The organism is Lujinxingia vulgaris (assembly GCF_007997005.1).
GTDB lineage: Bacteria > Myxococcota_A > Bradymonadia > Bradymonadales > Bradymonadaceae > Lujinxingia.
This window is the reverse complement of record NZ_VOSL01000054.1, coordinates 115197-132442: the sequence shown is the minus strand read 5'-3', so window position 1 is coordinate 132442 and position 17246 is coordinate 115197. Positions and strand designations below refer to the sequence as shown.

At 65.8% G+C, this 17246-nt stretch carries 14 protein-coding genes; 6 read left to right on the top strand and 8 right to left on the bottom strand.

The window, feature by feature from the left end:
• Positions 1-50: 50 nt before the first annotated feature.
• Positions 51-1364, top strand: coding sequence for a 23S rRNA (uracil(1939)-C(5))-methyltransferase RlmD (gene rlmD / locus FRC96_RS13090; RefSeq protein ID WP_146974930.1), 1314 nt, complete (start codon positions 51-53; stop codon positions 1362-1364).
• A gap of 35 nt (positions 1365-1399) precedes the next feature.
• Here rlmD and FRC96_RS13085 read toward each other — a convergent pair whose 3' ends face one another.
• The 3 genes from FRC96_RS13085 to FRC96_RS13075 all read right to left on the bottom strand — a co-directional run bounded on the left by FRC96_RS13085 (position 1400) and on the right by FRC96_RS13075 (position 5592).
• A complete protein-coding gene (locus FRC96_RS13085) occupies positions 1400-1663 on the bottom strand; it encodes a hypothetical protein (RefSeq protein ID WP_146974929.1) in 264 nt (87 codons plus the stop codon).
• Complete coding sequence (locus tag FRC96_RS13080) at positions 1660-2142, bottom strand: hypothetical protein (RefSeq protein WP_146974928.1); 483 nt, start codon at positions 2140-2142, stop codon at positions 1660-1662. The genes FRC96_RS13085 and FRC96_RS13080 overlap by 4 nt, the downstream gene beginning before the upstream one ends.
• Before the next feature lie 111 nt (positions 2143-2253).
• The gene (locus FRC96_RS13075) at positions 2254-5592 is read right to left on the bottom strand and encodes a tolB protein precursor protein (RefSeq protein WP_146974927.1); all 3339 of its coding nucleotides are present in this window, start codon (positions 5590-5592) and stop codon (positions 2254-2256) included.
• A 333-nt stretch (positions 5593-5925) separates the two neighbouring features.
• On the opposite strand from FRC96_RS13075, the gene FRC96_RS13070 reads away from it, so the two are divergent.
• Complete coding sequence (locus tag FRC96_RS13070) at positions 5926-6816, top strand: ribose-phosphate pyrophosphokinase (protein ID WP_146974926.1); 891 nt, start codon at positions 5926-5928, stop codon at positions 6814-6816.
• Between the two features lie 31 nt (positions 6817-6847).
• Here the strand turns inward: FRC96_RS13070 and FRC96_RS13065 are convergent, their stop codons facing one another.
• Complete coding sequence (locus tag FRC96_RS13065) at positions 6848-7618, bottom strand: 16S rRNA (uracil(1498)-N(3))-methyltransferase (protein WP_146974925.1); 771 nt, start codon at positions 7616-7618, stop codon at positions 6848-6850.
• Positions 7618-8511: a 50S ribosomal protein L11 methyltransferase gene (gene prmA / locus FRC96_RS13060; RefSeq protein ID WP_146974924.1), complete on the bottom strand. Its 894-nt coding sequence runs from the start codon at positions 8509-8511 to the stop codon at positions 7618-7620. The genes FRC96_RS13065 and prmA overlap by 1 nt, the downstream gene beginning before the upstream one ends.
• Positions 8512-8637: 126 nt before the next feature.
• Between prmA and FRC96_RS13055 the strand changes: the two genes are divergently transcribed.
• Positions 8638-9423: an enoyl-CoA hydratase/isomerase family protein gene (locus FRC96_RS13055; RefSeq protein WP_146974923.1), complete on the top strand. Its 786-nt coding sequence runs from the start codon at positions 8638-8640 to the stop codon at positions 9421-9423.
• A 24-nt stretch (positions 9424-9447) separates the two neighbouring features.
• On the opposite strand, the gene dapB is transcribed toward FRC96_RS13055, so the two are convergent.
• From dapB to FRC96_RS13040, 3 genes are all read right to left on the bottom strand, one after another.
• A complete protein-coding gene (gene dapB, locus FRC96_RS13050; protein ID WP_146974922.1) occupies positions 9448-10245 on the bottom strand; it encodes a 4-hydroxy-tetrahydrodipicolinate reductase in 798 nt (265 codons plus the stop codon).
• Entirely contained in the window at positions 10242-11141 is a 900-nt protein-coding gene (dapA, locus tag FRC96_RS13045; protein WP_146974921.1) for a 4-hydroxy-tetrahydrodipicolinate synthase, read from the bottom strand. The genes dapB and dapA overlap by 4 nt, the downstream gene beginning before the upstream one ends.
• A 143-nt stretch (positions 11142-11284) precedes the next feature.
• Positions 11285-13291, bottom strand: coding sequence for an ATP-dependent helicase (locus tag FRC96_RS13040; protein ID WP_146974920.1), 2007 nt, complete (start codon positions 13289-13291; stop codon positions 11285-11287).
• 229 nt (positions 13292-13520) lie between these two features.
• Between FRC96_RS13040 and FRC96_RS13035 the strand changes: the two genes are divergently transcribed.
• From FRC96_RS13035 to FRC96_RS13025, 3 genes are all read left to right on the top strand, one after another.
• A complete protein-coding gene (locus tag FRC96_RS13035; protein ID WP_146974919.1) occupies positions 13521-14357 on the top strand; it encodes a hypothetical protein in 837 nt (278 codons plus the stop codon).
• A gap of 67 nt (positions 14358-14424) precedes the next feature.
• On the top strand, positions 14425-14946 hold the full coding sequence (locus FRC96_RS13030; RefSeq protein WP_146974918.1) for a tetratricopeptide repeat protein: 522 nt from the start codon (positions 14425-14427) through the stop codon (positions 14944-14946).
• Positions 14947-15112: 166 nt separating this feature from the next.
• A complete protein-coding gene (locus tag FRC96_RS13025) occupies positions 15113-17197 on the top strand; it encodes a choice-of-anchor D domain-containing protein (RefSeq protein WP_230470219.1) in 2085 nt (694 codons plus the stop codon).
• The last annotated feature ends 49 nt before the right edge of the window (positions 17198-17246 follow it).

Genomic DNA, 17246 nt, shown 5'->3' with positions numbered 1-17246 from the left:
GCGATGTTGCGGCGTTGCGTCCGGAGCAGCACGCAGGTTGAGGTACGAAGATGGCGAGAGCCCGTTATCAGGCGCTGAAGGTGCGCGAGATCGCTCAGGGAGGAGACGGTGTGGCGGAGCTCCCCGACGGTCGGGTCTGTTTTGTGCCTGGCGCGCTGCCGGGAGACGTGGTGGACGTGGAACTCACGCGCGATAAAAAGCGCTGGGCGCGGGCCCGGGTGCTCTCCCGTGGGGTCGATTCGCCACATCGTGTGGTGTCTGAATGTCCTTATTTTTCAAAGGGTTGCGGAGGGTGTCAGTTCTGGCATGTGCGGCCCGAGCAGGAGCTCGCCTGGAAGGCTCAGGCCGCGTATGAGGCGATGAAGCGCATCGCTGGCGTGGCACTTCCCGAGCCTGAGCTACGCCATTCCCCGGAGATCCAGGGCTACCGCTCGCGGGTGCGCATGCATCAACGCGATGGCGAGTCCGGGTTTGGGTTTTACAGCGCGGAGGGCAAGCGCCTCATTGAGGTGGGAGGGGGATGTGAGGTGGCGATGCCGTCTGTGCGCCAGGTCGCCTCCGAGTGGCAGGCCCGCCTGGGCGCGCTGGGTGCGGCCGAGGTGCTCATCGAGACGGCGAGTCACGATGAGGTCGTGATCACGGTGATGCTCGAGCGCGACACCGCGCCGAGTGCGACCGCGCTCGACGCGTTGGGTCGAGATGTGGAGCAAGACGCCGCGGTGCGCGGGCTTCGCGTGCGGCCGGCCGGTGAAGCCGCAGTCGATCTGGGGCGGGTGGAGGTGGACGCAAGTCAGGTGGTGGCGAAGGTGCCGGGCGAGGGGCATTTCACGCTCGACGCCGGGCAATTTCGTCAGAGCAACCCGAAGGTCAACGCGCTTCTGGTGGAGCGTGTCGCGGCCTTGCTCTCGGAGCTGGGAGGTCGGCGTGTGCTGGAGCTCTTCTGCGGCGCGGGCAACTTCTCGTTCGCGCTGGCCGGGCAGCTCGACGCGCTCTACGGCCTGGAGGGGAGCCCCGAGACGGTGCGCGCCGCGCAGGCGATGGCGAGCGAGGCCGGCCTGGGGCATCTGAGCTTTGCGCGGGCAGATCTTTTTGCGGCGAGGAGCTTTGACGCGGTGGTCGCCTCGGACTTTGATGCCGTGCTGCTCGATCCACCGCGGGACGGGGCGCTGGAGGCAGCCCGGTGGTTGGCCGCCGCCGACAACCCGATCCCCAACGTGGTGTACGTGGCCTGCGATCCCGGGTGCATGGCCCGAGATCTCGGCGTGCTGAGTGAGGGAGGCTGGCAGGTGGAGGGGCTGGAGTTCTTCGATATGTTCCCACGCACACGCCATATTGAGACGCTGGCGTGGCTGCATCGGCCTTAAATCGCTGAGACCTCGCGCGGCCGGAGCTCGACGGGTTAGTCGTCGAAGGTGAAGGTCGACTCGTCGATGTCGTCGGCGCGCTCAATGGCCTCTTGCACCTCTTGAGCGGCCTCATCGAGCGCTTCGGTGACCTCTTCATCGAGCGCGGCGCGCTCCTCGTTGAGGGCCTGCTGCTCGGTGCGCATGCGCGCCTCGATGGCGTCGCGATCGACCTCGGGCAAAGGCTTCGCTTCGCAGCCGGCAAGGCAGAGCACGCCGAGAAGGCATCCCCCGAAGATGTTGCGGTAAAAGGGTCTCACGCGCTGGCGGCCTGAAGATCGTCCAGATCGATCTCACCCTCGCTGACCCGGTCGATGATACGGCAGATGCGCCAGGTGAGGGTGCGCAACACCGGGAATTCGTCAAAATCGCCGCTCCAGAACTGCACCCCTTTGTAGGTGGCCACGGTCTGGTCGCAGATGCGAAAGTGCACGTTGGTCTCATCGTCGCGGCGCGGGCGCCGGGCCGGGCTCGCCGTCCAGAAGGGATGCTCCAGGAGCATCGCAATGAAGCGGCGGGTGTCGTCTTCGGAGAGGGTCAGGCTCCACAGATCGGGGCTCTCATCGTCGAGGCGCCAACTCAGCAGAAGACGCCCGGCACCCGAGATCTGAAGGGTGACAATACCCAGATCGTCGTAGTTCCCACCAATCTGACAGAAGAAGTGGAGCCCGGTGGTGTCCTGCTCACGATCGAGGACCGCCTTGAGCCGACGCTCCAGGATCTCGATGGGATCTGACAAGGATGAACCTCCGTACAGGACTGAACGAGGACAACTTGTCAAGTTTTAGCTGTAGATTACGCGCAGCGTCAAGCGTGGCGTTGGTTCTAAGGCCGGCGGCAGGGAATTGTTTTACCAGTAGCGCCAGCCCAGCGAGAAGTTGGTGATCCACTGCCCGTCGCGGGGCAGGCGAGGGGCGCCGATGTCGATGGGTTTGGCAAAGTGCAGCCGGAAGACCAGCGGCCCCAGCCCGAAGTTCAGGCCCGCCACCGGCGAGAAGGCGCGCCAGCGCCAGAGGTCTTCGAGATCCTGACCGGTGCCGCCGAAGTCGGCGCCCACCAGCCCTTCGATGTCGATCAGCGGCACACGCAGCAGGAAGTTGAGCGGAAAGCGCAGCTCGGTCTTCAGAAAGCCGAAGGTGCTGCCGAGCAGGTAGTCGATGTCGCCAAACTCCACCCCGCGCAGCGTATCGAAGCTGGAGAGGTAGAACTGCCTGGCGAGCTGCCCGCCGTAGGTGGTCCCGGCGGCGGCGCGCAGCGAGAGGTTGATGCGACCGTAGATGGGGAAGTAGCGCTCCGCGTCGACGCGCACCGAGCCGTGAACTTCATCCTGGAAGGGCTGCACATCGACGGTGGTCTCCGCCAGGATCGAGCCTCCTGACAGCGGCCCCGTGCCCGGGTGGTAGCGGATGGTGTTGTAGCCGATGCTCAACGATGGTGAGGTTTGAAAGCGCGGGCCTTCGTAGCGCCCGGCCCAGCGCTCCAGGCGCCCCACATCCGGGGTGGCCAGATCTTCGTTGAGCAGCAGGTTCTGGGAACCTTCGGTCAGGAAGTAGGAGACACCACCCAGGGCCAGCTCCCCCTGCACAAAGGCGAAGCGGTTAAGCGGGTAGCGCAGCGTCGCGCGCCCGCCGTAGAAGCGCTCTCCCGAGAGAAAGCGCGGGGTGTCCGGGAGGGTGTCTTCGACGCGGTAGCGCACGTCCTGGAAGATGCCCGTGCCCCAGATCAGGCGTCGCTCCTGGTTGAGGTAGGTCAGGTCGGCCAGGGTGTTGTTGAGGTCGCCAAAGGCCAGCACGTTGACGAAGACCGCGTGGTTGCGAAGGCGGTCGTTGGTCAGGAGCATCAGCTGGCCATAGAGCCCGGAGCTGCTCGCGCCGAGCAATCCGAAGACGTTGGCGAGCTCCCAGTTTTTGAAGGTCGCTGCGCTGTAGCGCTCCGCGCCTTCGATGGAGCGGCTGGGAAGGGCGGGCACATCGGTCGTGGCCGAAGGGGCCTGCGACGCGGGGAGGCCGACGTCGAGGAGGCGTTGCTCCTGGATGCGCGCGGGCCGGCGCTGGCCACGGTGATGAAAGACGGCCCACAACGTGTTTCCGGGGCCGGGCGCAAGATCAAAGAGGCCGGTGACGATGTCGGTGCGGCGCGTAAGCCCCTCCTCGCCGACCTGGTAGAGGTTGGCGCGCCCCGAGTCATAGGCGGTGAAGAAGACGCGGCCGTCCTCCAGCGCGCGCGGCGCGATGTGGTCGCGGGCCTCGCGGGTCAGGCGACGGGGGCGGGCGCCGGGGGCCGGGGAGATCTCAAAAAGGTTGTAGTAGCGGTGGTCGGTGGCATCGCAGGTGTACACGATGCCGGAGGGACCCCAGCTTACACCGCGCTCGGCGTAGAGATCGCGGGTGAGACGGCGCAGCGTGTAGTCGTCACCTTCGAGAGGTTCAAAGAGGTAGAGGTCTTTCTGGCCGTCGTCGTCCAACCCGATAAACGCCACGCGCCGACCGTCGGGGGAGAAGGAGGGGGACTCGGCGGCGAGCAGCCCTTCGCGGCCAAGCTCAAAGGCGCGGCGTTTGCCGAGGTCCAGGTCGACGTTCCAGCCGGTGTTTTCGCCATCGCCATTCTGCGTGCGCTCGACCTCATTCTCGATCTCCTGGATGTAGAGCACATCGCGGCCGTTGGCGCGGGCGACGAAGACGAGGCGGTCGTCGCGCACATCGAAGGTGCGCGGCCCGACCGGGTGAAGCGACTCCACGCCCGGAGTGCCGTCAGCGGCCACGCGCACATGCTGCTCGGGGTCGCGCACATCGTTGAGGTAGAGGCGCACCTGGCCGGTGTCGGTGGCGATGGCGCGGTAGAGCATCAAAAAACCGTCTGGCGAGGTGGTCATCGTCTGCATGACCCCCTCGGTTTCGGTGTAGATGCTCAGGTCCGGGGCGTCCTGCCCGCTGTTTAAGAAACTTTTGTAGGAGCGTTGTTTGAGCCAGCTCTCAAAACGCGCCGAGATGGTGCGCGCATCATCGCCGGTGACCTCGGCCAGAAGTCCGCGGAAGGAGACAGGCTCAACCTCGGTGTTGCGCCCGCCGAGCAGTCGGTGGGAGGCCTCCAGGATGTCCTGGAGGGTGCCTTCGCCATAGGTCTCTTCGAGGAAGGCCACGCGGGTCTGACCGATTTTGTAGGTCCACAGGCCGCTGTAGGGGCGGTCTTCGAAGAAGTCGAGCATCACGTAGCCGCGCTCGGGATCGGGATTAAGCAGCAGATCCCTGGCGAGCATTTCGGTCTCGGGGTCGAGCCCTTCGAGCGAATAATACTCGGCCATGCCTTCGATGTACCACAGGGGCATGCGGTCGAGAGGATCACCGCTTACGCCGGCGTTTTTGGCCACATCCTGGGCTTTCTGGATGGTGAACTGGTGAACCATCTCGTGGGAGGAGACGTGCTCAAAGAGGCGGTGGTCGCCGAAGTAGGGGAGCACAAGTTTGAGGTCGCCGCGGCGGCTGGTCACCCCGAGCACCCCCTCCTGGAGGGGGAAGATGTTGGTCTGCAAAAACTCCTGGTAGGAGTTGTAGAGGATGTAGGGGAGGGTGCGCGTGGGCACGTAGTTGAAGTCGTGCGCCAGCCGTCGGTAGCTGCGCTCGATGTAGGCGGCGGCCCGCTCGGCGACCTCGCGCTCTCGCTCATAGAAGTAGAGCCGCACGCCGCCGGAGCGCTCATCGAGGGTGGAGGCGGGAAACTCCGGAGACGGCGTGTTCCGGCGCTTCTTGCGCGCCTCACGTTCGGCCGGAAGCTCGATCTCGGGGGGCTCGGTGGCGGTGTCGGTGGCCGGGTCCGGGAAGTCGTCGGCGGGGTTGAGTGAGGCGTCTTCGTCGGCCAGCACGGGAGGACGGGCGTCGCCGAAGCCAGGCCGCCCGAAGTCCAGGCGCGGGGCCTGTTTGGAGGTCGACGGGCTTAGCTGAAGCGGCCCGTCGTAGGGGCCGCGCGGGGAGTCGAGGCGGTCGGCGTCGGAGGGGTCCGCCTCCGGTCCCACCAGGATGTCGACGTGGTACCACTCGAAGTCGAAGTAGCGCACGTTGGACTGGTTGGGGCGGCGCGGATACACGTAAATCTGCGCCTCGGCCGCCGGCGGCAGCGCGCTGAGCGTGAGCACAAGGCCGGTCGCAAAAAGCAGCGCGGAGGGCAGAAGTCGCCGGATCGTCGCGTCATTCATCAGGTATCCATCGTGGGGGGCAGGCCCCCAAAGGTTGGTGCGAGGGTTGGAGCAGGACATCCACAGCGGCCAGATCAAGCCGACCGTCAACAAAGATGGTCTGGGGGAGGCCGCTGGCAAGTTCTCGGCTCACTATAGTGATTTGAAGACGTGATCACAGCATCGAAGCCCGGCGGCGATTAAGGGTTGGGTGAGCGTTGCCGTGGTGTTAAAGTCGCCGACGGTTTTGCCCGTAGAAGTCTCAACGATGTGGGAGCCTCATGGCGAGAGCTCCCTTGCTTCGACGGGTGTGCGCGGCGTTGCGTTGCGTGCTCCCGGGGAGAGCTCAGACCGATGAAAGCCCTGATTGTTGCCGCGCCCTCCGATCGCCCCCTGGCCGAGCATGTCGCAGCCCACCTGGACGCGGAGCTTGCCCGCGTGGAGGTGCGCGCGTTTCCCGACGAGGAGACCTATGTGCGCATCGACTCGGAGGTGGCCGACCGTCACGTGATCATTGTGGCCAACCTGGTGCGACCCAACGCCCGCATCCTTCCGGCGCTCTTTCTGGCCGAGACCGCCCGCGAGCTCTCGCCAGCGTCGATTGGCCTGGCCACGCCCTACCTTCCCTATATGCGCCAGGACGCGCGCTTTGAGCCCGGGGAGGGGCTGACCAGTCAGTACTTCGGGTCGCTCATCTCGCGGAGTTTTGACTGGCTGGTGACCATCGATCCGCACCTGCATCGCTACCAGAGTCTGGACGAGTGCTACGCGATCCCCAGCAAGGTCGCCGAGAGCGCGGGCCCGATCGCGCGCTGGATCGCCGAGAACGTGGAGCGCCCGCTTGTGGTGGGGCCCGATGAGGAGAGCTTCCAGTGGGTCAGCGCGGTGGCGCAGCGCGCCGGTCTGCCCTCGGTGATCATGGATAAGATCCGCCACGGTGACCGCGACGTGCAGGTCACCGGCGCGGGGCTTCCGCCCTGGACCGACCAGACCCCGGTGATTCTCGATGACATCATCTCCACCGGACGCACCATGGTCGAGACCGTGCGGCTTTTGCGCGAGGCCGGGCTCAAGCCTCCGGTGTGCGTGGGCGTGCACGCGCTCTTTGTGGGCGATGCCTACCAGATCTTGCGCGGCGCCGGCGTCGAGCGGGTGGTGACGTGCAACACGGTCAGCCACCTCTCCAACGAGATCGATGTGATCGGCGAGCTGGCGCGGGGGATTGGCGAGCTCATCGCGCTCTAAACGCAGGGGCGCTTGCCGGCTCTGGGCGGTCTTAGAGCTCGCCCAGGGCGTTCTGAGCCAGCGTGAGCAGGGTGATTCCCGCGGTCTCCGCGCGCAGCACGCGCGGGCCCAGGGTGATGGGGGTGCCGCCGGCGTTTAAGATGGCGTCGACCTCGGCGTCTTCAAACCCACCCTCGGGCCCCACCCACAAGCCGGCCCGAGCGATGGCGTCGCCCTCGGACGCCCGTTGGTCAAGGGCTTGCTGCACCCCGGTCATACCCTCGCCAAGGTGCGCCACAAGGTAGGTGTCGCAGGGGTGGTCGCTCAGCGCGCGCGAGGGCGTCAGCGGCGAATGCAACGTCGGGATCTTCGCGCGACGGCATTGCCGGGCGGCCCCGGCGATGATCTTCTCCCAGCGCGCGCGCTTCTTCTCAAAACGATCCTCGGAGAGCTGCACCACACCGCGGCGCGTGGTGAGGGGCACGATGGCGTCGACGCCAAGCTCGGTGGCTTTCTCCAACAACCACTCCCAGCGGTCGCCTTTGGGGATCGCCTGAAAGAGCACCCACTCCACCGACGACTCCCCGCGCTCGCTGACGCGCGGGGGCTCCACCTCGGCGATGACCTCATCGGCGGCCGAGGTGATGAGCGTGGCGCGGGCCAGGCGCCCGCTGCCATCGAAGAGCTCGATGCGCGCGCCCGCGGCCAGGCGCAGCACGGTGCGCACGTAGTGGGCCGCCTCGGCCGGGAGCGAAAAGCGCTCGCGCTGTGCCGGGGTGTCGAGCGCGTCGAAGCGCTCGGGTGCCAGGGGGACGCGTCGCATCACCCCTCCCGGCGCAGATTCAAGGCCACCCACTCGCCGCGCTGGCGATCCTCGATGAGCGTGAAGCCGGGCTCGGTGAAGGCTTCGATGAGGCGATCTTTCTCAAAGTCGGGGATGCCGCTGAGCAGCAGGTCGCCGCCGGGGGCGACGTGGCTTAGAAGATCGTCGCGCATCCCCAGCAGGATATGCGCCAGGATGTTGGCCACCACCAGGTCGAAGTCGCCTTCGACCCGGGCCAGCGGGGTGGTCGAGAGGGCGATCTGCGCGTCGCTAAACCCGTTGGCGCGCAGGTTGTCTTTTGCGACCTCCACGGCGGTGGCGTCCACGTCGACGCCGACGACGTGGCCTGCGCCCAGGCCGCTTGCCAACATGGAGAGGATCGCCGAGCCGCAGCCCACGTCGAGCACGGTGGGGGAGGTGCGGGCGTCGAGGAGCTCATCGAGCATCGCTGCGCAGAGCTGGGTGGTCTCGTGGGTGCCGGTGCCAAAGGCCATGCCCGGCTCAATGGTGATGGTCATGCCGCCTTCGGGCGTCTCCAGCTCTTCCCAGGGGGGGCCGGCGACCACGCGGCGCGAGAGGCGGACCGGGCGAAAGAAACGCATCCAGGCCGTCTCCCAGCTGCGGTCGTTGTAGGGGGCGACGCCTACGAGCTGCGCGCCGTCGAGGCGGCTGACGATCTTCTGCGAGAGCGTCTCCACGGCGTCTTCGCCCTGGTCGAAGAAGGCGATGAGGCGGTTCATCCCATCGGGCAGCGGCGCGAAGGGGGCGTCTTCCATAAAGGTGTCGCGGTCCTGGACTTCGACACCCAGGGCGCCAAGCTCCCAGAGCACATGGGAGTCGGTCTGGGCGATGGGGACCAGCATCTCGGCGCGAATCCAGGCGGTGTCGTCCATGATCGTTCCGTGGGGCAAGAGGTTGAGGTCTGGCGAGGCTTGGAGAGGCTCGCCGCAGGTGGCACCCTAATGATCTCATTGGAAATGAGAAGTTAAAAGCAGCGACGCAACTTCCGGGAGGCAACGATGGTCGAAGCATCTGATGACGTGAAGATCGAGGTCGGGCAGGTGGCGCGCCTGACCATCTGCCGGCAGACCCGGCGCAACGCGCTGAGCGCCGGGGTGGTCGAGGGGCTTATCGCCGGACTTGCACAGCTCTCCGACAATGCCGACGTGCGCGCGATCGTGCTCACCGGCGAAGGGGAGCGCGCGTTTTGCGCCGGCGGCGACCTGGGCGACCAGCTTCCGGAAGGGGGGATGCTGGGGATGCACAGAGCGCGCGGGCGCTTTGCGGAGTTGATCCTGGCGATGCGTCGCTCGCCCAAACCGCTGATCGCCCGGGTCAACGGGCATGCGCTGGGCGGCGGGTTTGGGCTGGTGCTCGCCAGCGACCTGGCGGTGGCCGCAGATCATGCGACCTTCGGCACGCCGGAGGTTAAGGTGGGGCTCTTCCCGATGATGATCTCGGCCTTGATTCAGCGCTCGCTCTCGCAGAAGCACGCCATGGAGCTGATGCTCACCGGTGATCGCGTCGATGCGGCCCGCGCGTTGGAGCTTGGCGTGGTCAATGAGGTGGTGGCCGCGGCTGATCTGGACGACGCCGTCGGCGCTCTGGCGGAGCGCGTGGCCGCGCACTCCCCGGCGGTGGTGGGGTTGGGGAGGCAGGCCTACTACGCCACCGAAGACATGAGCCTGGAGCAAGCGCTGCGCTCGCTGCACAGCCAGCTCACGATCAACACCCTGGCCGAAGATGCCGCCGAGGGCATCAGCGCGTTTCTGGAAAAACGCGACCCGCAGTGGAAGGGGCAGTGAGGCTGCGGGCCGGGTGAGTGAGGCTTATGCGTCGCCGAAGAGGAGGTCGCGCATCTGGTAGCGCCCGGCCGGTTTGCCGGCGAGCCAGCGCGCGGCGCGAAGCGCACCGCGGGCAAAGATCGCCCGGTCGGTGGCGCGGTGGGTCAACTCCAGTCGCTCGCCGGCGGCGCAGAGGTAGACGGTGTGTTCACCCACGATGTCGGCGCCGCGCAGCACCTGAAAGCCGATCGCGTCGTCAGGGCGAGGGCCGGTGTGGCCTTCGCGCGCCCAGGTGGCGACCTCCTCTAAGTTCCAGTCGCGGCCGCGGGCTGCCGCATGCCCCAGCATCAAGGCCGTGCCGGAGGGGGCATCGACCTTGCGCCGATGATGCGCCTCAAAGATCTCGATGTCCGCATCGCCGCCAAAGCCGCGGCTGGCGAGCTCCACCAGGTGCTCCAGCAGGTTGACGCCGACCGAGAAGTTGGCCGCCAGGATCAGCGGAATAGAGCCGGAAGCCACAACGAGCGCCTGGTGCTGCTCGGCGCTCAGGCCGGTGGTGCCGCTGACCATTGCGATGCCGGCGCCGGCGGCGTGTTCGGCGACCTGCACGCAGGCCGCTGGCGATGAGAAGTCGATGATCACGTCTACGTCGGTGATGGCGTCGAGGTCGCTGGTGGCAATGAGCCCCTGCGGTCCCAGCGGCTGGCCCACGTGCTCGCTTTGCGGCGCGACAATCGCCGCGCTCACCTTCAGCGCGTCGAGCTTTGCCGCCTCCTCGAGAAGTTGCGTGCCCATGCGGCCGGCGGCCCCGACGATGGCGATGTGAATGGCGTGCGTGCTCATGCCAACCCGAAGTCGTTGAGGGCCTGACGAAGTCGCGCCACAAAAGCCTCATCGGGCGCATAGAGCGGGCCACGCATCATGGGAGAGCACCACCCGAGCGCGGCCGCGGCCGCTTTGACGGGGATGGGGTTGCTGCGCTCGAAGAGGATGCGTGCCAGGGGCTGGAGCTTGCGATGAAGCGTCAGCGCCTGCTCGAAGTTGCCCTCGGCGGCGGCTTTGCAGAGCGTGCTCATCGTCTCCGGGCTCACGTTGGAGACCACCGAGATGCAGCCGTGGCCGCCGATGGCCATGAAGGGGAAGGTGGTAAAGTCGTCGCCGGAGAGGAGCGCGAAGTCAGGGGCGACGCGGGCGGCGATGTCGGTATCGACCACAAGGTCGGCGCTGGCTTCCTTGACCCCGATGATGTTGGCGTGTTTCGAGAGCGCGACGATGGTGTCGGCGCTCATCGAGACCCCGGTTCGGCCGGGCACGTTGTAGAGGAGCACGGGCAGGCCGCCCTCGTTGGCGACCGCCTCGAAGTGGCGGATCATATCGGCCTGCCCCGGCTTGTTATAATAGGGCGTCACGACCAGGGCGGCGGCGATCTTTCCGGGGTTCTCCTCGGCGATGCGGCGCGTAAACGCGATGGTCGAGGCGGTGCAGTTGGAGCCGGTGCCGGCGACCACCGGGACGCGGCCATCGACGTGCTCGACGACCGCCTTGATGACGGCGGCGCACTCATCGTCGCTCATCGTGGCCGCCTCACCTGTGGTCCCGCAGGGAACGAGACCGTTGATGCCGCCTTCAATCTGGCGATCGACCAGCGCGCGCAGGGCGTCGAAGTCGACTTCACCCGCGGGTGTAAAAGGCGTGATCAGGGCAGTCAGGGCGCCGGAGAGTAGAGGTGCGTTGGCCATAGGAGTCTCACAGGTCAGAGGGAAGAAGGGGCCCGGTGTGGCGAGGCGTACGAGGTTGTGTCGACTCAGAGTGCGCACCGATCCGGGCGCGGCGAGTGGCGCTAAGGTGGCGCGGCGCGCGTGCGGGTGTCAAGGTGGTGGCTCTACGCCTCGATCTTCCAGTCTTCCCAGGGAAGCGGGCGCTGCTCGACGTGCGACTCATCGCGAAGCTCCTGCACGAAGGGCGACTCGCGGAGCACCACAGGCGTTCGGTCGCGGGTGGTCTTGATGAGCGGGTGACAGAGGTGAAGATCGCGTTTGGCGCGGGTGGTCGCCACATAAAAAAGACGCCGCTCCTCCTCCATCTGCGCCTGATCTTGCGAGGCGCTCTGATGCGGAAACTCCCCATCGCTCAAGCTGAGGATGAAGACCGCGTCCCACTCCAGGCCCTTGGCCTGGTGCACCGAGCTCAAGCAGACGAACTGGTCGTCGAACGCCTCCCCCACACCGATCTCCTGGCCGGAGATGCCCGAGAGCAGGCTGATCTCACCAAGAAGATGGTCGAGGGACTCGTACTGCGCGGCGTAGTTGGCCAGCTGCTCCAGGTCGGCGATGCGGTTGTCGGCCTGATCGTAGGTGCTCTGAATATGATCTTTGAACTCGCTCTGGAGCAGCGTCTCCAGAAGTTGATCGGGGCCGGTGGCCAGGCGGTCGGAGCGAAGCCGACTGAGCAACTTCGAGGCGCGCTCCCACGAGGTTTTGGCGCGCCCGCCCAGGCTCCCAAGAAGCGCCGGATCGTCGATCGCCGCCAGGGCGTCGGGCTGCGAGCTCAAGAAGAGCCAGATATCCTGCGCGCGTTTGTTGCCGATGCCGTACCACTGGCGCACCAGACGCAAAAACGCCAGCTCGTCGCGGGGGTTAAAGAGAAAGCGCAGGTAGCTGAGCGCGTCTTTGATATGCGCCTGCTCAAAGAAGCGCAGCCCGGAGCGCACCACAAAGGGGATCTCGCAGCGGGTCATCTCCAGCTGCAGCTCCAGCGAGTGATGGTGAGAGCGGTAGAGCACAGCGATGTTGCTCAGCTCGGTGCCCTCATCGACGAGCTCCAGGATGCGCTGGCAGACAAAGGCGGCCTGCTGGTTGGGGTCACGCAGGTGAATGTGCGCGGGCATCGGGCCTTCGGGGCGGTCGGCACGCAGCGTCTTCTGGAACTGGTGGACGTTGTAGCGGATCGAGCGGTTGGCCAGCTCCAAAATCTGCGGGGTGGAGCGGTAGTTGATCTCCAGGCGGTACTGGCGGGCGTCGGGGTAGCGCTCGGGAAACTCCAGGATGTTGCGGTAGTTCGCGCCGCGAAAGGCATAGATCGACTGGCAGTCATCGCCCACGACCATGAGGTTGCCATGCACCGACGCCATCAGGTCGACGATCGCACCCTGGAGGTGGTTGGTGTCCTGGTACTCGTCGACGAGGATGTGCTCAAAACGCGCGGCGTAGTGACGGCGAACCTCGGGGTGCTCTGTGAGCAGGCGATGCCAGCCCACGAGAAGATCATCGAAGTCCATCAGTCCCATCTCTTTTTTACGGATCTGATAGAGGTGGAGGATCTTCTCAATGGGCGTGACCAGGTGCGCGAAGTAGGGGTAGCGCTCGAAGAGGGCGTCGGAGAGGGAGACGCCGGTGTTGAGGGTGGTGCTCAGAAGACGCGTGAGCATGCTGGCGCGGGGAAGTTTGCGATCGAGGTGGCCGACGCCGGCCTCGGCGATGCAGGACTTCATCAGGGTCTGGGCGTCTTCGCCGTCGATGATCGTGTAGTCTTTGGGGTAGCCCAGAAGGGGGGCGTGCTCGCGCAGGACGCGGTTGGCCACGGAGTGAAACGTGCCGCTCCACTGGCGGGTCACGTCGGTGGTGATCAGCGCGCTGGCGCGGCTGGTCATCGCGCGGGCGGCGCGGTTGGTGAAGGTCAGCAGCAGGATGTTTTCGGGGGGCACACCTTTGGAGACCAGGTACGCCACCCGGTAGGTCAGGGTGTGGGTCTTGCCGGTGCCCGCGCCGGCGATGACCAGGAGAGGGCCGGAGCCGGCGGTGACCACCTGGCGCTGCTCGTCGTTGAGGTCGCGCTCAAAGTCCAGGCCCGAGGCCGAGCCGGGGGTGGGGTTGAGTTTGTAGGTCTTCACGATGGTGGCTCCGGGCCTGTGGGATCAGGGCAAGCGAGGTGCACTAAGTCATAAAACGCGGGGCGCGCCTTGGCCAGTGTGAGGCGGTGGGGAGGCGCGTGATGAAAAAAAATGGGGCTCGGACGCAAAACGCCGGCGAAGCGCTCGACAATAAAGGGGAGAGCATCGGGTGAAGATGCTTCTGGATGCGGTTTTCAACTTCGAAACACCCCTTATTGCCGAGGTCAGCATGACGAGCATCAGCAGTGGAGGCATCAACCAGCAGGCGCCGGTCGACTACAACCCCATTGATATGGACCGCGTCAAACCCTCGATGGCGCCCAAGGTTCAGGAGCTGCAGAACGACTTTCTGGCACGCATCGATGACCTGAAGGCGCAGATCGCCGACAACCCCAAAAGCGCGAGGTCGCTGGAGCTAAAGGGCGAGATCACTCGACTGGAGAATGCGTTTCGTGCCTTCAGTGATGCGGTGGTTCAGCATCATTTTGAGCGTGGGGGCGTGACCCATGTTCACGACGACTCGCATCGCATGCCCCTGGGTCAGATTCAGGGGCTTGTGCGCGAGATGCAGGTCGAGTTGGGGGCGAGCTATGAAGCGTATGGCACGGCCTCGGCCTCGCCATCGTCCGGAGGGCTCGATGCGATGGGGCCGCTTAGCCTGCAATCGCCCCACGTGCGAAACGCCGAGCTTGTGGAAGGGGCCAGTCCGGCGCGCGCTCGGATGTTGGATGCTTACGCCGCGAACGTGTCCGGTGGTGTCGACCGAGCGGACGATACGAAAGGCCCGGACACGACGGACGCGCCGGACTCGACCGAAGCGACGAAGGAGGCGGGGAAGACCACGGCGGACGTCGATGTCCACGAGATGGTCAACCTGCTCTCCAGCGATCCCACCGCATTTATGGAGGAGCTGCAGTCGATCGAAGACCCTCAGGAGCGCGCGGCGATGATGACGCTGGTACAGGGCCAGCTTCAGCAGATCAACCAGCTCTTCTCGATGGTCTCGCAGTTCTCGCAGGCGATGCACGACACCTCGAAGGCGATCATCAGCAACCTGCGCGTGTGAGCGCAGCCCACGCAGCGATCTTCGGGCGCCACGATGTGCGCCTGACCACCACCCGGGAGAAGATGAGATGAGCGAGCACAAGCAGGGCAGGTATGCCAGAGAGATCAAGACACTTCATAAGGTCGCCGAACGTGTGGCGGCCGGGGAGTCGATGGCGAGCATTCTGGAGCTGACGCCCTCGGATATGGCGTTTTTTGAGGGGCGCGCCTACGAGTTTCACCGCCAGGGGCAGCTGGAGAAGGCCGAGGAGGTGGCGCTGGGGATTGTGGCGCTGGATGACACACGTGTGTATCCGCTCCTCGTGCTGGGCGATGTGGCGCTGAGACGCCGCGACGCCGAGGAGGCCGTGATGTGGTTGGAGCGCGCTGCCGAGGAAGACGCGGAGGATGTCGACGTGTTGATTCGGCTGGGTGAGGCGCTTCTGCGTGCGGGGAATCTGGAGCGAGCCCACCAGATGCTCGATCGCGTGATTGCCCTCGGAGGGAAGGGTGATGAGGTTTACGCGCGTCGAGCCCGGGCGCTCCAGGGCGTGGTCCGGGGGCGCCAGCGCGACGCTGCATCGACCACGAGTCCGCTGCCTGCCGGTTGAGGCGCTGCCTGTCAGGGGCACGCTCCGGGAGCGCGTCGTGACGGTCGTCGATAGCGGCAGGCCCGCCATTCCAATGGGGGGCGGGTTTCGCTATGGTGTCGGCACACGCACGATCGTCGCGTCGTTGCGGCGCTTCAAGGAACGTAACCTCTGGTCGGTGAGACGTATGCAAAGCCTCTGGCAGTCGGGATTTCGAACGGGCGGTAGGATGCTGCTCTGGGTGGTGTTGGCGTCGATGGCGCTGGTTGCCTGCGGCGATCGCGATGGCATCGGTGAGACCGGCGCCGGCGTCATCGAGGTGGCACCGACCCAGATTGGTTTTGCGCAGGTTGAGCTTGGCGATTCGGCCACCGAGTTTCTGACGATCCGAAACAACTCCGATGAGCGGCTTCAGATCTTTGAGTTGGAGCTGGAGGCGACGGGGGAGGGGAGCGCTGACGGGTTGAGCCTGGGCTCGGTGCCCGAGCTCCCCTTCGCGCTGGAAGCGCAGGAAGAGCAGGTCATTGAGGTGACCTATGCGCCGCAGGCCGGTGAGGCCGCTCGCGGTCGCGTTCGTATCCTCTCCAGCGATCCGCGCTTTTCGGCCGACTCGCCACTCTATGTCGATATCACCACCCTGGAGAACTCGCCGGAGATCCTGGTGGACCCACCTATCGTGCGCTTTGCGCGCGCCGGGACCGGCGCCTTTGAAGAGCGGCAGACTCGCCTCATCAACGTGGGCACCGCGCCCCTGGTGATTTACGAAGCGCCGGAGTACGGCGGCGGCGAAGACTTCAGCATCGCGCTGCCCGAGCGCTCGTATCCTCTGGAGCTTTTGCCCTTCGACTCCGAAGCGGCCGGAGAAAACCCCGAGCGTTATGAGCTTGTGATCGATGTGCTCTATGAGCCGACCGGTCAGGGTCAGGATACCGGGGAGATCTCGGTGGTGACCAACGACGTGCGCGACCCGGTTCCGGGCCGTGAGGACCGTGGGCTGACGCGTATTGATGTGCGCGCCGACGCTGATGCGGCCTGCATTGAGGTGGACAGTCGAAACCGCAACTTCGGTCAGGTGCCTATCGGGAGCTCCAGCCTCGACCGGGTGGAGGTGACCAACTGCGGCACTCAGGTGCTGCAGATCGAAAACGTCGTGGTGGATCAATCCGGCAACACCTTTGAACTGGACCTTGGGAGTTGGGACCGCAGCGGCAACGGCGCGATCGATGATCCCGTCTCCGTGGCGCCCGGAATGAGCGTGAGCTTCGGCGTGCGCTTCATCCCTTTCGAGGAGGGGACCGAGCGCGCCGAGGTGGTTATCGTTAACAATGATCCGATTCAGCCCGAGCTGGTCATTGATGTGGTCGGGCGCGGGGCCGACGGGGAGTGCCCGATTGCCACCGCGCTCGGGAGGGTGCGCGGGGTCAGCGGCATGGGCCGGCCCTCACTCACCGCGATCCCCCTGCAGTACGTGATCCTCGATGGCAGCCAGAGCGAAGATCCCGACGGGCAGGTGGTCGACTATGAGTGGGAGGTGCTTCAGGGGCCTCCGGGCACGCTCGTGCAGCTGGGGCCGACTCAGGATGATCCGCTGGGCAACGACACCTCGCGCCGCGAGTTCCGCCTGCTCACCGCGGGCACCTACCGCATTGGCCTCAACGTGATCGACAACGACGGGTTCCGCTCCTGTGAGGGAGCCGAGGTCGAGATTCGGGCGATCCCCGACCAGGACATCCATATCGAGCTGACCTGGACCAACCCCAGCGACCCCGATGAGGGCGACGGCGAAGGGAGCGACGTCGACCTGCACCTGACGAAGATGGGGCCGGGAAGTTGGGCGGAGGAGCCCTTCAGCGTGTACTTCCAGTTCCCCAACCGCTCTCAGGAGTCGATCTGGAGCCCGGAAGATCCCAGTCTCGACATTGACGTGCGCGACGGGGCGGGCCCGGAGAACATCACGATGCGCAACCCCGCCAACTGCGAGTGGTACGCCATCGGCGTCCACTACTACCGACAGCTCTTCGGTACGGCCTACGCCACCGTGCGCATCTACATTCAGGGGCAGCTGCGTTATGAATCGGCGCTGGAGCCTCTGGAGCGTACTGGCGAGTTCTGGGACGTAGCGCGCATCCACTGGGACAGCGGACAGGCGACGATCGTTGATGTCGACACCCGCTATCCGGCGCTGCCTCAGGGACAGCCCCCGGAGGTGGGTAACGCCATGGTGGAGACGGCCACGGATCTCGGGTTGTGCAGCGCTCAACAACTCTACTGAAGCATCACCCAGGGGGGGATTGAGGTCGGCTTGGAGCTTGCTGCATGCG

Bases quoted from the DNA above. Each gene is read 5' to 3' on its own strand.
- FRC96_RS13075 (WP_146974927.1), bottom strand. From the start codon at position 5,592: ATGAATGACGCGACGATCCGGCGACTTCTGCCCTCCGCGCTGCTTTTT.
- dapA (WP_146974921.1), bottom strand. From the start codon at position 11,141: ATGGCCAACGCACCTCTACTCTCCGGCGCCCTGACTGCCCTGATCACG.
- FRC96_RS13070 (WP_146974926.1), top strand. From the start codon at position 5,926: ATGAAAGCCCTGATTGTTGCCGCGCCCTCCGATCGCCCCCTGGCCGAG.
- FRC96_RS13035 (WP_146974919.1), top strand. From the start codon at position 13,521: ATGACGAGCATCAGCAGTGGAGGCATCAACCAGCAGGCGCCGGTCGAC.
- FRC96_RS13025 (WP_230470219.1), top strand. From the start codon at position 15,113: ATGCAAAGCCTCTGGCAGTCGGGATTTCGAACGGGCGGTAGGATGCTG.
- FRC96_RS13065 (WP_146974925.1), bottom strand. From the start codon at position 7,618: ATGCGACGCGTCCCCCTGGCACCCGAGCGCTTCGACGCGCTCGACACC.
- prmA (WP_146974924.1), bottom strand. From the start codon at position 8,511: ATGGACGACACCGCCTGGATTCGCGCCGAGATGCTGGTCCCCATCGCC.
- FRC96_RS13055 (WP_146974923.1), top strand. From the start codon at position 8,638: ATGGTCGAAGCATCTGATGACGTGAAGATCGAGGTCGGGCAGGTGGCG.
- FRC96_RS13030 (WP_146974918.1), top strand. From the start codon at position 14,425: ATGAGCGAGCACAAGCAGGGCAGGTATGCCAGAGAGATCAAGACACTT.
- rlmD (WP_146974930.1), top strand. From the start codon at position 51: ATGGCGAGAGCCCGTTATCAGGCGCTGAAGGTGCGCGAGATCGCTCAG.
- dapB (WP_146974922.1), bottom strand. From the start codon at position 10,245: ATGAGCACGCACGCCATTCACATCGCCATCGTCGGGGCCGCCGGCCGC.